Genomic DNA, 13,505 nt, shown 5'->3' with positions numbered 1-13,505 from the left:
CGCGTCACACCGCACCGAACCACCGCGCGAGGTGCGCGTCCAACGCCTGCTGGTCGTCGCCCACCCAGGCGACGTGGCCGTCGGGGCGCAGTAGCACCGCGGGAGCGTCGAGCTCGTGGCTCGTGTCCGCCACGCGGTCGACCCGCCCCGACCATCCCCCGACGCTCAGCGCCCCGGTCTGGTCGAGCAGCAGGCCGCGCCCGTCGTGCAGGTGTTCGTAGAGCCGGCCGTGCGACAGGCGGAGGTCGCGCAGCCGCCGCCCGAGCAGGCCGGAGTCCGCCGGCCCCTGGCCGACGTCGTACCGCACCGCGATCCCCGCCACCTTCGCGCCGAGGAACGTGCCGACGCCGTCCACGTCCGTCAGCTCGGTCAGCAGCCGGCGCACCGCCTGTGGCCCGGGCTCCGGCGAGATCAGCTCGCTCTGCGCGCGCGTGATGGTCAGCACGTCCTCCGCGGCCGGGTGTCGCTCGGTGAAGTACGTGTCGAGCAGACCGCTGGGCGCCCATCCACCGACCTCCGCCGCGAGCTTCCAGCCGAGGTTGAAGGCGTCCTGGATGCCGAGGTTCAGCCCCTGCCCACCGAGCGGCGGGTGGATGTGCGCCGCATCCCCGGCGATCAGCACGCGCCCGACGCGGTAGCGTTCGGCAAGCCGCGTCGCGTCCGTGAACCGCGTGATCGAGCGCGGCGAGTGGATACCGAAGTCGGTTCCGGCGTATGCCTGCAGCTGCGTGCGGAACTCGTCGAGCGTCGGCGGTACCGACCGGTCCTCGGAGACCGACGCCGCGGGCACCACCGCCCGATACAGCCCCTCTCCGTTCGGCCCGATGCCGAAGCCGCGGTGCGTCTTCCGCACCTCCTCGGCGATCGCCGCGATCTCGTCCGCCGGTGCCGTCGCCTCCGCCTCGCCGAGGATCCACTCGGTGGTCGCCGCTTCGCCCGGGAAGCCGATCCCGAGCGTCCGCCGCACCAGGCTGCGCCCGCCGTCGCAACCGACCAGCCAGCGGCCGCGCACCCGCTCCCCGGAGGTGAGCTCGACGCTCACGCCGTCCGCGTCCTGCTCGAACCCGGCCACCTCCTCGCCCCGCCGGACCAGTGCCCCCAGCTCGGCAGCGCGCTCGGCGATCAGCCGGTCGGTCACCGGCTGCGGCATCCCGAGGATGTAGTCGTGCGTCGTGTCGAGGTGCACCGGCCGCGCGCTCGCGATGCCCGCGAACCGCCCGCCGCCCGGATACGTCGTGCCGACCGCGAGAAAGCGGTCGAGCAGCCCCCGCGAGTCCATGATCTCGATGCTGCGCGGGTGCAGGCCGAGCGACCGCACCGCCGTCGTCGGCTCGGCGTCCCGCTCGAGCACCAGCACCTCCACGCCGTGCAGGCGCAGTTCGCTCGCCAGCATCATCCCGGTCGGGCCGCCCCCGCTGATGATCACGTCGATCACGTCATCCTCTTTCCACCGTCCGCGCCACGATCTCTCGTGCGACCAGCCATTCTGCTGGATGGGGTGGGCCTTGCCGCAAGCCCCCGTCCGACCGGTATCCTGGAAATGCAGGCGGGGACGTCAGCCCGCCGCGTCCGGCCGCCACTCCTCCGCGAGCAGTCGATCTGCAGCCGGCTCAGGCCGCGCGCGACGAACCCGTACCGGCGGAGCGGATGCGGGCGAGCGTGGCGGCCTCGTGCGCCCGGCGCCGATCGCACCGTATGCATGCAACTTCACCCTTTCCGGATGACGCCGCCCCCTCCCTCCCCGCCCTAGCGTGCCTCGTGCAGTGATGTGAAGCCCGTGCCGGCCGGCGATTCGGGACCGCCGGCTGGCACGGGTCGAACGAAGGAGCGGATATGACCTACATCGATCTGCCCATCGGGCTGACGCCGCGCCGCGGGGCGGAGTTCCACCTGATCCGGTGGACGCGCGAACGCGACGAATGGACCGCCGAGACGATCATCGCGGTCTACATCTCGTCCACCCTCGACGAGTGGATCGTCGACCACCGTGGCCGCCGAGTGCGGCTGTCGAGGCAGGAGTGGCTGCGGTACCTTCCGTGAGGCCGGTCGGCGGCGCGGCGACCGCCGCGGTCCCGCCGAGCCCTCTGCGCCGACGGCACGGAGGCGTTCTGGCAGACTCTCCGCATGTCGAACTCCCTCGGCGCGGTGAGCGCATCGTGACGATGCCCGAAGCGCCCCACTGGGCGGCGAGCGACCCGGCGTTCCGCCGGTCCGAGGTCTCGGCGGTCATCGGGCGGGGTGCGGACGCGTGGCAGCGCGCAGGGGACGACGTTCTTCGGTGGCGGGTGAAGACGCGCAGCGGGTTCCTGGTCGGCTCGGACGCTCCGGTGCGGCCGGGTCAGCAGGAGCGGATCCGCGTGCGCGTGCTCGGAATGACGATCGTCGAGCCGGTCGAGGTCGTCGCCGTCGTCGAAGACCGTGACCGGGTCGGCTTCGCGTACCGGACGCTGCCCGGGCATCCCGTCGACGGCGAGGAGGCCTTCGTCGTCCACCGTGACACGGTCGACGGTGACATCACGCTCACCGTGCGCTCCCTCACTCGCGCTGCGCCGCAGCAGCCGTGGCGCCTCCTCCATCCCGTGCTGCGGATCGCCCAACGCGTGGCGCGGCGCCGCTACCTTCGCGCGCTTCGCTGACGGGTTCCGCATCCCGCCGACGGGACGCGCTGGCGCACCTCTGTACTGCCCGCGCCGCGGCCGATGTCCGCGGTCCCTGCGACCATCTCCCTGAAGGTTCGGACGACCGGAGGGCGGGATGCGAGGCGAGGCGACGGTGCTGCACGCGGATCTCGACGCGTTCTACGCCTCGGTCGAGCAGCGGGATGCGCCGGATCTGCGTGGCCGCCCGGTCATCGTCGGCGGCGGGGTCGTGCTGGCGGCGAGCTACGAGGCGAAAGCGCGCGGGGTGCGGACCGCGATGGGCGGCCGGCAGGCACGTGACCTGTGCCCGGAGGCCGTCGTCGTCCCCCCGCGCATGGACGTGTACTCCGCAGCGAGCAAGGATGTGTTCGCGATCTTCCGCGACACCACCCCGCTCGTCGAGGGCCTGTCGATCGACGAGGCGTTCCTCGAAGTCGGTGGGCTCCGGCGCATCGCGGGCACGCCCGAGCAGATCGCGACACGACTGAGGGAACGCGTCCAAACGGAGGTCGGCCTCGCCATCTCCGTCGGCATCGCGCGCACCAAGTTCCTCGCCAAGGTCGCCAGCGCCGTCAGCAAGCCCAACGGCCTGCTGCTCGTCGAGCCGGAGCGGGAGCAGGAGTTCCTCCTCCCGCTCCCGGTGGAACGTCTGTGGGGCGTCGGCGCCGTCACTGCAGAGAAGCTGCACCGACTCGGCATCCGCACCGTCGGCCAGCTCGCCGAGCTCGAGGAGTCCGCCGCCGAACGGCTGCTCGGCCGGGCGGCCGGCGCGCACCTGCACGCGCTGGCCCGGCTCCGCGACCCGCGCCCGGTCAACGCCACGAAGCGACGCGGATCCATCGGCTCCCAGCGCGCGCTCGGAAGCCGCCCGCGCACGGCCGAGGAGCTAGACCTCATCCTCACCCAGATCATCGACCGGCTCGCCCGCCGGCTCCGGGATGGCGACCGCACCTGCCGCACGGTCGTGCTGCGCCTCCGCTTCGGCGACTTCACGAGAGCCACGCGGTCGCGCACGCTCGGCTTCCCGACCGACCGCACCTCCGTGCTGCTGACCATCGCGCGAGCGCTCGTCGCCTCCGTTCAGCCGGACATCGCGGAGCGCGGGATCACCCTCATCGGCGTCTCGCTGTCTCACTTGGGGCGGTCCGACACCTTCCAGCCCGAGCTGCCGATCGACTGGGAGGACGGAGCGCGCCTCGACACCGTGCTCGACGCCGTCCGCGACCGCTTCGGCGCCGCCTCGGTCGCCCGCGCCGCGCAACTCGGTCGCGACCCTGGCTGGTCCACGCCGCTTCTGCCGGAGCACGAATGACGGCCTCGCGGGCGACCTTACGGGCTGACGCGGACGCTGCGCCCCTCGAACGTGACGACGTCGCCGAGCTGCAGCTGGCGTCCGCGGCGGCGATCGACCTCGCCGTTCACGGTCACGTAGCCGTCGATGATGGCCTCTTTGACGTTGCCGCCGGAATCGAGCAGCCCGGCGAACTTCAGGAACTGGCCGAGGCGGATGCCGTCGCCACCGATCGAGATGTCGTCGATGGATGTCGGGTCGCTCATCCCGAAAGGCTAACCCACCGCAGGCAGCAAAGGAGTACGGTCCCGGTGAGAACGCGCCTCGCGCATCCACCTCGTGCATCAAGGGAGACACCGGGATGAGACCGCTCCGCTACGCGATCAACGTCACGCTCGACGGCTGCTGCCATCACGAAGCCGGGCTTCCGCCCGACGAGGAGTCGATGCGCTACTGGACCGCCGAAATGGAGCGGGCCGACGCCCTCCTCTTCGGCCGGGTCACCTACCAGATGATGGAGTCCGCGTGGCGGCGACCGCCCACCGGCGCATGGCCCGAGTGGATGCTGGACTGGCAGATCCCCTTCGCCGAGGCCATCGACGGCGCACAGAAGTACGTCGTGTCGAGCACCCTGACCGAGCCCGACTGGAACGCCGAGCTGCTGCGCGGCGACCTCGGCCAGGCGGTCGAACGGCTCAAGCAGCAGCCCGGCGACGGCCTGTTCGTCGGCGGGGTGACGCTCCCCCTCGCTCTCGCGGATCTGGGACTGATCGACGAGTACGTGTTCGTGGTGCAGCCGATCCTCGCCGGGCACGGGCCGCGGCTGCTCGACGGGCTGCGGGAGCACATCCAACTCGAACTGGCCGACCAGCAGGAGTTCCGGTCGGGCGTGACCGCGATGCGGTACCGGCCGCAGGAGTAGCCGGAGCGGCACCACGAATTGCGGGGGCCACCGTCCGGGTTCCCGGTCGTACCCTGAAGGCGTCGACCGAGGGGGACGGCATCATGGGATGGAGACTCAAGAATCTGACGACGTTGACCGCGGGCGCAGGACTCGCGGTGTACCGCCCGACCGCGTGGCTGTTCGCGCAGTTCACCCGGCACGTCGTCTACCAGGGCTTCTCGTACCAGGACGGCGATGACGGCCAGCTGTATGAGCTGTACAGCAGCCAGAGCGACGACTGGAACGTCAAGAACCTCGTCGCCGAGGCGGGCGGAGCGGAGGTCGCGACCACCGCATCCGGCTACATCTGGGCACACCAGGGCTCGCAGCACGTCGTCTACCAGGGCGTGCGGTTCGACGGTCACGTGCACGAGCTCTGGTACACGGAGGACGACGGCTGGAACGCCAACGACCTGACCGCCGCGGCGCGGGCGCCGCTCACGCTGACGCAGCCGTTCGGTTTCGAGACCTCCTACGACGGCGCCCAGCGGGTCGTCTACCAGGGCCGGGACCGGCATGTCCACGAACTCCGCAACGCCGGGAGCGGCTGGCATGACCTCGACCTCAGCGCCGCCACCGGCGCACCGCTCTGCTCGGTCATCTCCGCGCCGACCGGCTACTCGTTCGAGCACCAGGGCACGGCCCACGTGCTCGTCCACACCGACAGCGACGTGCCCGGCGGCGGTCACATCCTCGAATACTGGGCGGATGCGACGGGATGGCACTGGGGCGACCTCATGGCGGCGACCGGCGCGCCCGGCGTCTCCGACTCGGACACCGTCCACGGTTACGTGTTTCGCGGTGAGGGCAGCCAGCACGTCGACTACATCGGACTCGACGGGCACATCCACGAGCTGTGGTGGAGCACCGACGGCTGGCACCACAACGACCTGAGCGTCGCCGCGTCGGCAGCGACGCCCGCGCGGCTCGGCGGGAGCCTCGCCTGCTACGCGTTCGAGGCGGGACTGTTCCAGCCGGTGGCCACGCAGCACGTGTTCTACACCGGCACCGACTCGATGATCCACGAGCTGTGGTGGAGCGCCGGCGGTTGGCACGTCAACGACATCGGCAGTCGCCTCGGCGCGCCGGCCGTGTGGGGAGACCCGGCCGGTTTCGTGGAGGTGGACAACGGCAGCCAGAACATCTTCTACCTGAGCGACGCACACCAGATCATCGAGCTGCGCTGGCGCCCCTGAGTCGGAGCGGCGTCCACGGCCATGACTCAGGGGATGATGGACGCATGCCCGCCGCCCACCGTCCCGGCCTTCGCGTCGACGCCGGACTCACGATCCCCGAGTCCGAGCTGTCGTGGCGGTTCTCGCGGTCATCCGGTCCGGGCGGCCAAGGGGTGAACACCGCCGACTCTCGGGCGGAACTGGTGTGGGATGTGGCGGGCTCCGCCGTCCTCGCGCCGTTCCAGCGGGAGCGGCTCCTCGATCGGTTGCGCGGCCGCATCGTCGACGGGAAGCTGACGATCACCGCATCCGAGCACCGCGCGCAGCTACGCAACCGGGAAGCCGCGCGCGCTCGGCTGGCCGACCTCGTGGCCGACGCCCTCCGCCCGCCGACGGCCCCGCGAAGACCGACCAAGCCGAGCCGCGGGGCCAGGGAACGGCGGCTGGATGCGAAGAAGCGTCGCACCGACGTGAAGCGCTTGCGTCGCCCTCCTCAGGACTGAGTCGGCTCGCCCCCATCCCGACGCAGCACCCACGGATCGCGCGTTGAGACGTACCCTCGCATCGTGAAAGCGAAGTGGTTGTTCCTCATCCTCGGCATCGTGCTCGTCCTCATCGGACTGCTGTGGACGCTGCAGGGGCTGAACGTGCTCGGCGGTTCCGTGATGAGCGGATCCCCGCTGTGGGGCACCATCGGCCCCATCGTGCTCATCGTCGGAGTCGTGCTGATCGTCGTCGCGCTGCTGCGCCGGCGCCGGGGCTCGGACACCTGACGGCGCCCGGCCCGGCCCGACTCAGACGCGCCGGCTTCCGGTGAGCATCCGGACGAGGAAGACGATGGCAGCGAGGACGAGGAGGACGATCCCGACCCAGAGCAGGAAGTTCAGCGACGAGACGAACCCTCCCGTGAGCAGGAGGACGATGGCGATCACGGCGATGACGATCAGCAGAATGTTCATCAGTTGACCCTTTCTGGTCGGGGGTTGATGGCTCCACGCAACCACCCGCGAGGAGGGGGCGCCTCACCCCTAGGGGTGTAATGTGCGGCCATGTCGGCAGCCCCGGACGGAGCGACGAAGCCGTTCACGATCGCCCTCGTGGACGACTACGACGTCGTACTCCTCGGCCTGGCGCACATGCTGGATGGCTTCAACGACCGGCTGGTCGTCGCCGAGATCGACGCGAACGCCCCGCTGGATGAGCCGATCGACGTCGTCCTGTACGACGCGTTCGCCCAGCCGGAGTCCGGTCACACGCAGATCGGCGAACTCGTGCGGAACCCCCGAGCCCGCCACGTCGTGGTCTACACGTGGAACTTCCACCCCGAACTCATCGAGAGCGCCAGCGCGCAGGGAGTCCACGGCTACCTCTCGAAGACCCTCACGGCACCGGAGCTGGTCGCCGCCCTCGAAGCCGTGAACAGCGGGGAGATCGTGGTGAGCGACTCCCCCGCGCGCGCCCGCAGCGCCGAAGAACTCGACTGGCCCGGCAAGCAGGAAGTGATCACCGACCGAGAGTCGGAGATCCTGGCCCTCATCACGCAGGGCAAGAGCAACGCGGCCGTCGCCGAGCTCAACTACCTCAGCCCGAACACGGTCAAGTCGCACATCCGCAGCGTCTACCGCAAGATCGGCGCCGCCAGCCGCACGCAAGCGGTGCTGTGGGGCGTGGAGCACGGGTTCACGCCGGACCATCGGAGGATCGAGCGGTGGGTTGGCGGGCGGTGAGGAGGGCGTGTGCCCGGATTTGGAGCGCGAATGTTCTGAATTTCGGCCGCCTTGAGATCAAGGTGATCGTCCGCAGTCTTACTCAGCTGCGGTACAAATCTTTATGACCGCTGGAATCACGGGCACGCCCGTAAGAGCGCGGCGGTCATCTGCATGCCCTCCACGATGAGCGCGTCCTGGGAGAGCTGTGATGCTCGCGCATGGCCCGAGACGCACTGAATCTGTCGGCCGTCCAACCGTCGCTGCCCCGCGGTCGTGTGCACCCCTTGGAATGCCACATGATCGGACTCGACGCGCTACGACGCGAGGCGACGCCGGAGGCGTCTATGCTCACAATTGTGACAACAGCAGGCTCTGAGTACGATGCCACATGCGACTTCTGTCGGATCGTGCGTCGCGAGTTGACTGCGCGAGTGGTTTACGAGACAAACGACACTCTCGCCTTCTTCCCTCTTGAGCCCGCAACTACAGGCCACACCATGATTATCCCGAAACGCCATGTTGCGAACTTCCTGGAACTGCTACCCGCGGATTTTCCTCAACTCGGCGAGGCCACTGTGCGAGTTGCGCGCGCCCTCATGGTGGCCCTTGGACCTGACGGTATGAATGTTGTCAGTTCGGCAGGTCGAGTTGCTAGCCAGACAGTCATGCATGCGCACGTGCACCTTGTGCCCCGCTGGCCGGATGATGCCGTCGGCGAAATCTGGCCAACAAAGAAGCCGACCTCAGCCGTGGTGCTGGATGACACCGCAGATGCGGTCCGCGAGATCCTGAACGCTGAGCATCTGGAAGAGCGCAACTACTAGCAACAGCAGACCCAGTCCGATCACCGTGAAATGGAGCCAACGCCACGGCTTTGACCTCCGTACACTCCTGGGCGAACACGCGGGGTACTTCGCGCTGTTCTGATATCGCAGCGTACTCATCTCGAAAATCGGAACCGCCGAGTTCGGGGCCCGAACGTCGTCGTAAAGAGCACGAAACAGCCGTTCCTGACGGAGGAAGAACAGATCCAACTTGGCGAACATTACAGGCGGCACGAGGGCGATAAGAGCCATCCACCAGCTCAAATTAGCGGCCGTGTAGCCGTAAATCACGGCCGCTACAGTCAACGACCATCCCTTGGCCGCAAAGGAGTGCGACGCCTGGCGAGCAATCGTCGCCTGCAGGAACTCCAGGTGCTTTACGCGCTCGGCAGTCCAGCTCAGTAGCTGCTGCGAATCGCGATTGCTTCTTCGACCCATGATTCGATGTTGTCGGAGATAGTCTTGTATACATCCGCGCTCGTTGAGCCGGCCGGGTTGTACACCTTCACCACTTCGTCGAACTTCTCATCGCCCAAGGCAAAACCGGCAAATGGGTTCAATCCGGCGGTCGTCGTGTTCCCGCTCGAATCAGCAAGGTTGTGGATCCGGATTCCAACGACTCCCTTGCCGTCATTCCATGCCTTTGTAAACTCGTAATTCACCCACTTGCGGCCCGCAGTGGACGCACCAATCAAGACCACATTGCAGCTCTTGCCAGACATCTCTTGGTCAATCCACTTCTGGATCTCCGCGTCCCCGCCGCCGGCCACGTCTTCCCACTCGTTGGCTGTCAGCAGCTGCTGTCCTTCGACGACGCCCATGTTCTTCACCTGGGCTACTCGCCACGCGTCTAGGCTGTACCGAAAGCTGAAAAAGACTCTTCGGGTCATAGCTCCCCCTCTACCGATGGCCATGAACGAGGCCAGGGGTAGCTAAGCGGAAAGGCCACCGGGTGAGGAATACCCCCAAAGAGGTCGCATCCGATCACGTGGCCCTCCGGTTAGTGTGCAGGTTGGCCAGAACGGGCACCTTCGAGATCGAAGACTAGCAATCGACCCACTTCCTCGACTGAACTCGGATTTGACCGGCGGGACCTGCTCGGTTGTGCGCTGGAATTCAGATAACGTTTGCGAGAGCCGTCTTCACTTCACCAAGGAGAACAGTGCCGTACGACCTGGGGAATATGCTCGTAGTAGGCGTGGCATCGAGCGCGCTTTTCGATTTGTCTGCAGCTGACTCCGTGTTTCGCGAAGAGGGTGAGGACATCTATAGGGAGTACCAAGAAGCTCACATCGCTGATGCGCTCGAGCCAGGTGTGGCATTTCCCTTCATTCACAGACTTCTTTCCCTAAACGACCTCTCTACGGACGGTGCACCGCTAGTCGAAGTCATAATCCTCTCTCGGAACGACCCCGAGACCGGCCTTAGGGTCATGCGATCGGTAGCTCATCACGGTCTTGCGATAACAAGAGCGATATTTATGCAGGGGCGCTCGCCATATGAGTACATGGGCGCATTGAACATGTCCTTGTTCCTGTCACAAAATGCGAACGACGTTCGAGTGGCCCTCGGGATGGGCTTCGCCGCCGGGCAGGTGCTTGGATCACCCGCGGCAGACCCGAACGGAACTGACCTGCGGATTGCCTTTGACTTCGACGGCGTGCTGGCTGACGACTCTTCCGAGCGCGTTATGCAGGAGGAAGGTCTTCCTGCCTTCCACGCACATGAGACTGCACATCTCGAGGAGCCCTTGCCCGAAGGCAGGCTCTCCGAGTTTCTCCGCGGTGTCAACCGAATTCAGGACATCGAAGAGTCAATGGTGAAGTCTGACGCCCGCTACAACCGCCGCGTTCACGTTGCCATTGTCACTGCCCGCAATGCCCCGTCTCATGAGCGGGTCGTGAGGACGCTCCAATCGTGGGGTGTTCGAGTAAACGACGCGTTCTTCCTCGGCGGTATTGAGAAGTCGACGGTATTGCGCGTGCTGAGGCCACACATCTTCTTCGACGATCAGATTGGGCACTTGGAGGGGGCCGCTGACGAAATCCCCAGCGTTCACGTTCCCTTCGGAGTTATCAACGAGGCGCCTAGTGCATAAAGATGCCGGCGGGCTCCCGCATCACCCTTAATCGCCGGCGCATATCGAAGCGACTATCACCGTCACGGTCAAGGCCCTCGGCGTCCACCAAGGATCAACATCACAGTCGAGCCCGTACCACATTCCATGATTCACAGGACTCTAGGCGGGATTACCTACGAATTGTCACTTAGCAGCCCTGTGCACGGCCGACACGCTCCTCTGAGCATGGGCGCGGAAACTAGCGGAATTGCGCGGCGCGTCAACACCTACCCTGCTTCCAGGCTAGACGCTCAGGCGGATGCAAGAACCCGTGATTCACTCTCGCGGTCGAGATACCCGAGCTGACACATCAACGCCCGTACGACCGCCTTACCGAGCTCCAAGGGTACGGCGTTGCCGAGCTGGCGCTGCACGTCCGCGCGAGTTCCGTCGATCTTGAAGTCGTCGGGGAACGACATGAGTCGCAGCATCTCATTGATCCGGAGCCGTCGAGCGCGCTCCTCACCGGAAGCGGTGCGGACGTTCTCCCAGTGGAATGGCCCTACCCACGGGCCAGGCTGTGCCTGAAGAGTCGTGGATGGGCGGTTCGGGTCGAGCCGAAGGAGAAAGGTCCAGTAACGGCTTCTCCACTCGAAATGGTTGCGGCCGCCGTAGCGCTCGGTGTGCCAGAGGTAGTTTTGGCCGGGCGGGATTTCGGCGGCGAGCTGCCCGTAGTTGCCATCAACAATCTCGTCGTCGGACGCTTGGGCGAGCCGGGGCAGGCCCTCGAACGCCTGCGCGGCGGTGACGTGAGGAATCTTGCTGGCGTCGACCGTGCGCGTGTGCTCGCTCCAGCCAGAATGGGTGGGCTCAGGGAACTCGAACTTCTCTCCGTCACGACGTCCGACTACAAACACCCGGCGGCGTAGCTGCGGGACCCCGTAGTCGGCGGCGAGAAGCACCTTCCACTGAGGGTTGTAACCCAGCTCGCCCAGACCCTTCAGGAGACGCTCGAACTGTGCCTTGTGGGTCTTGTAAGTCAGGCCCTGGACATTCTCGAGGATGAAGGCCTCAGGGCGGGCATCGCGCACGACGCGGACGTACTCGTCGAGCAGGGAGGCGTTGGGGTCACGGCTCTCGCGCTTCTGCTCCAGCCAGAACCCCGACTTACTGAACGGGGTACAAGGCGGACCACCAACGACGAGCACGGGCTCCTTAGAGCGCAGGCCGGCGGTGGCAAGGATCTCCTCCGTCGGGACCTCGCGGATATCCCCGGTGAGCGTCTTGGTGCCACGAAAGTTCGCCTTGAGAGTTTGGAGAGCAGGCTCGTTGTAGTCAGTCGCGACCGAGACGCGAAGCAAGCCACTGCCGGGGTCACCAGACGCCAAGGGCTCTCCGTCGGCGCGCTCGACAGCGAGGTCGAGCCCTCCTGCGCCGGAGAACAAGCTCACCACCGGGAGCTGCTCGCCCATCTGCCACCTCAATCCTCTTGCCTGCACGGCCCGTCATTCGAGGGGCTAGCGATCTAACAAGTATCGTCGAGAGGATTCTGTCAGCACCCTCCGACATGCCCACGGCAGGCGGCGATGTGTGACAGATCACGGCAGATCGGAGGCCTGTGGAGGACGAGTTATTGGCTGGTCGCGCGTTCGGCGAGGTGTACCGGGTGCAGGGCCGGGCTGACATGCATGACTTCCTGCTGCGCGCGGTCGAGGCTTCTGGCGGCCGCGTCCTCTACGCAAGCGGTCCCGAGCGTGCTCCCATTTATCTCGGGGTGCAGCTTGACTCTGACGAACGAATAGGGATGCTCATTTACCCGTTCCGGGTCACCCGAAACACGATCAAGAACCGCCCCGACGATGAGGTCAGGGGTCAATTGCGCTACGGATCCGAAGACAGTTGGACTCGCGACCACCCAATCGGCCGTGACATAGCAGGCGTCGACGTGGCGATGATTCTCGGCATCGACCTGGCCGACGGTGTGATCCTCGGACTGGATGCGAACCTGTGGGACCCGCTGCCTATGGGCATCTCCTTCTACGCAAAGGAGGCGGAGATCGATCAGGCCAAGCGGACTGGCTGGCATGTCTGGGAGAAGATCAACCGAGGCGGAAACAAACGCACCGAGGCGCGCTCGCCTACCAACCTCGAGACCGTCGTTGCGTTCACGCCTGTTCGGCTGGTCGACTACGCACGACTTGAACGACGCGCTACTGCGCTCCGTCTCGACCCGCCTTTGCGCTTTGCCGCGGCGACCGCAATGGCGGATCCTGTGTTGCCAGATGAACCGCAGCACCGGCATGTCCTTGAGAAGCAGTTTGCGCTGACCAGCGAGCAGATCCTCGACATCATCGGCGGCCGGAACCGTCTTTCTGTCGCGGTCCGCGGAGGAGTAGCCGAGTACCACCTGGAGCAGCAGCTCACAGGAGCACCCGGCATAGCCTCGGTTCAACGGCTCGACGTGGACGCGATGCACGACTTCGATGTCACCCTCGATGACGGTACGTTCCTCCGGGTCGAGTGCAAGAACGCCAGCCCCAAGGTTTCCGCTGGCGGTGCGTTCAAGGTCGAAGTGCAAAAGACCCGCGCCTCAAAGGGAGATCCGGCGTCCAGGTTTTATGCGGCGGATGGCTTCGACGTGGTCGCAGCCTGTCTGTTCTCGCCGACAGGACGGTGGGAGTTCCGCTTCGGCCGCACTGCGGACATGGCACGGCACAAGGACTTCTCCGACCGGCTCGCCCCGATCCAGACCATCACCGACGGCTGGACCGACAGCCTCCAGGCGATCAGCAGGTGATGCTCTAGTGACTCGCCCGCACCTCCCCTGCACCGTCCTCGGCGTGTCGACGAGCCAGCGCTTCGGAT

Annotated in this window: 16 protein-coding genes; 11 read left to right on the top strand and 5 right to left on the bottom strand. The window is 66.5% G+C overall.

Translation table 11 applies throughout. The features are described 5' to 3' along the window. Window positions 1–4: 4 nt before the first annotated feature. The gene (locus BLW09_RS04815; protein WP_089909145.1) at window positions 5–1,435 is read right to left on the bottom strand and encodes an FAD-dependent monooxygenase; all 1,431 of its coding nucleotides are present in this window, start codon (window positions 1,433–1,435) and stop codon (window positions 5–7) included. 398 nt (window positions 1,436–1,833) lie between these two features. On the opposite strand from BLW09_RS04815, the gene BLW09_RS04810 reads away from it, so the two are divergent. The 3 genes from BLW09_RS04810 to dinB all read left to right on the top strand — a co-directional run bounded on the left by BLW09_RS04810 (window position 1,834) and on the right by dinB (window position 3,951). Further along, entirely contained in the window at window positions 1,834–2,040 is a 207-nt protein-coding gene (locus BLW09_RS04810; protein ID WP_089909143.1) for a hypothetical protein, read from the top strand. Window positions 2,041–2,162: 122 nt separating this feature from the next. Further along, the gene (locus tag BLW09_RS04805; protein WP_089909140.1) at window positions 2,163–2,636 is read left to right on the top strand and encodes a DUF1990 family protein; all 474 of its coding nucleotides are present in this window, start codon (window positions 2,163–2,165) and stop codon (window positions 2,634–2,636) included. A 118-nt stretch (window positions 2,637–2,754) separates the two neighbouring features. Further along, window positions 2,755–3,951 carry a DNA polymerase IV gene (gene dinB / locus BLW09_RS04800; RefSeq protein WP_089909137.1) on the top strand — a complete coding sequence of 399 codons (1,197 nt, stop codon included), beginning with the start codon at window positions 2,755–2,757 and terminating at the stop codon, window positions 3,949–3,951. A gap of 17 nt (window positions 3,952–3,968) precedes the next feature. Here the strand turns inward: dinB and BLW09_RS04795 are convergent, their stop codons facing one another. Further along, window positions 3,969–4,196: an RNA-binding S4 domain-containing protein gene (locus tag BLW09_RS04795; RefSeq protein ID WP_089909134.1), complete on the bottom strand. Its 228-nt coding sequence runs from the start codon at window positions 4,194–4,196 to the stop codon at window positions 3,969–3,971. Window positions 4,197–4,291: 95 nt separating this feature from the next. Here BLW09_RS04795 and BLW09_RS04790 point away from each other — a divergent pair, with 95 nt between their 5' ends. From BLW09_RS04790 to BLW09_RS04775, 4 genes are all read left to right on the top strand, one after another. Beyond that, the gene (locus BLW09_RS04790) at window positions 4,292–4,852 is read left to right on the top strand and encodes a dihydrofolate reductase family protein (RefSeq protein ID WP_089909131.1); all 561 of its coding nucleotides are present in this window, start codon (window positions 4,292–4,294) and stop codon (window positions 4,850–4,852) included. An 83-nt stretch (window positions 4,853–4,935) separates the two neighbouring features. After that, window positions 4,936–6,069: a hypothetical protein gene (locus BLW09_RS04785; RefSeq protein ID WP_089909128.1), complete on the top strand. Its 1,134-nt coding sequence runs from the start codon at window positions 4,936–4,938 to the stop codon at window positions 6,067–6,069. 44 nt (window positions 6,070–6,113) lie between these two features. Then, window positions 6,114–6,551 (top strand): alternative ribosome rescue aminoacyl-tRNA hydrolase ArfB, encoded by a 438-nt coding sequence (gene arfB / locus BLW09_RS04780; RefSeq protein ID WP_089909126.1) that lies wholly within the window; start codon window positions 6,114–6,116, stop codon window positions 6,549–6,551. A 63-nt stretch (window positions 6,552–6,614) separates the two neighbouring features. After that, entirely contained in the window at window positions 6,615–6,821 is a 207-nt protein-coding gene (locus BLW09_RS04775; RefSeq protein ID WP_089909123.1) for a hypothetical protein, read from the top strand. 21 nt (window positions 6,822–6,842) lie between these two features. Here the strand turns inward: BLW09_RS04775 and BLW09_RS19060 are convergent, their stop codons facing one another. After that, a complete protein-coding gene (locus BLW09_RS19060; RefSeq protein ID WP_172824173.1) occupies window positions 6,843–7,007 on the bottom strand; it encodes a hypothetical protein in 165 nt (54 codons plus the stop codon). Window positions 7,008–7,097: 90 nt separating this feature from the next. Here BLW09_RS19060 and BLW09_RS04770 point away from each other — a divergent pair, with 90 nt between their 5' ends. Together BLW09_RS04770 and BLW09_RS04765 are read left to right on the top strand one after the other, a co-directional pair. Then, entirely contained in the window at window positions 7,098–7,775 is a 678-nt protein-coding gene (locus BLW09_RS04770; protein ID WP_089909120.1) for a response regulator transcription factor, read from the top strand. 278 nt (window positions 7,776–8,053) lie between these two features. Beyond that, entirely contained in the window at window positions 8,054–8,581 is a 528-nt protein-coding gene (locus BLW09_RS04765; protein ID WP_157696904.1) for an HIT family protein, read from the top strand. Window positions 8,582–8,979: 398 nt separating this feature from the next. On the opposite strand, the gene BLW09_RS04760 is transcribed toward BLW09_RS04765, so the two are convergent. Further along, window positions 8,980–9,471 carry a TIR domain-containing protein gene (locus BLW09_RS04760; protein WP_089909114.1) on the bottom strand — a complete coding sequence of 164 codons (492 nt, stop codon included), beginning with the start codon at window positions 9,469–9,471 and terminating at the stop codon, window positions 8,980–8,982. Between the two features lie 272 nt (window positions 9,472–9,743). Between BLW09_RS04760 and BLW09_RS04755 the strand changes: the two genes are divergently transcribed. Then, complete coding sequence (locus BLW09_RS04755) at window positions 9,744–10,679, top strand: 5'-nucleotidase (protein WP_197682051.1); 936 nt, start codon at window positions 9,744–9,746, stop codon at window positions 10,677–10,679. Window positions 10,680–10,951: 272 nt separating this feature from the next. Here the strand turns inward: BLW09_RS04755 and BLW09_RS04750 are convergent, their stop codons facing one another. Then, entirely contained in the window at window positions 10,952–12,112 is a 1,161-nt protein-coding gene (locus BLW09_RS04750) for a DNA cytosine methyltransferase (RefSeq protein WP_089909111.1), read from the bottom strand. A gap of 146 nt (window positions 12,113–12,258) precedes the next feature. On the opposite strand from BLW09_RS04750, the gene BLW09_RS04745 reads away from it, so the two are divergent. Continuing rightward, on the top strand, window positions 12,259–13,437 hold the full coding sequence (locus BLW09_RS04745; RefSeq protein ID WP_089909109.1) for a hypothetical protein: 1,179 nt from the start codon (window positions 12,259–12,261) through the stop codon (window positions 13,435–13,437). Window positions 13,438–13,505: the final 68 nt, after the last annotated feature.

It is taken from the genome of Leifsonia sp. 21MFCrub1.1, from assembly GCF_900107895.1.
Lineage (GTDB): Bacteria > Actinomycetota > Actinomycetes > Actinomycetales > Microbacteriaceae > Leifsonia > Leifsonia soli.
The sequence above is the reverse complement of the archived record's forward strand: the minus strand, read 5'-3'. Positions and strand labels throughout refer to the sequence as shown.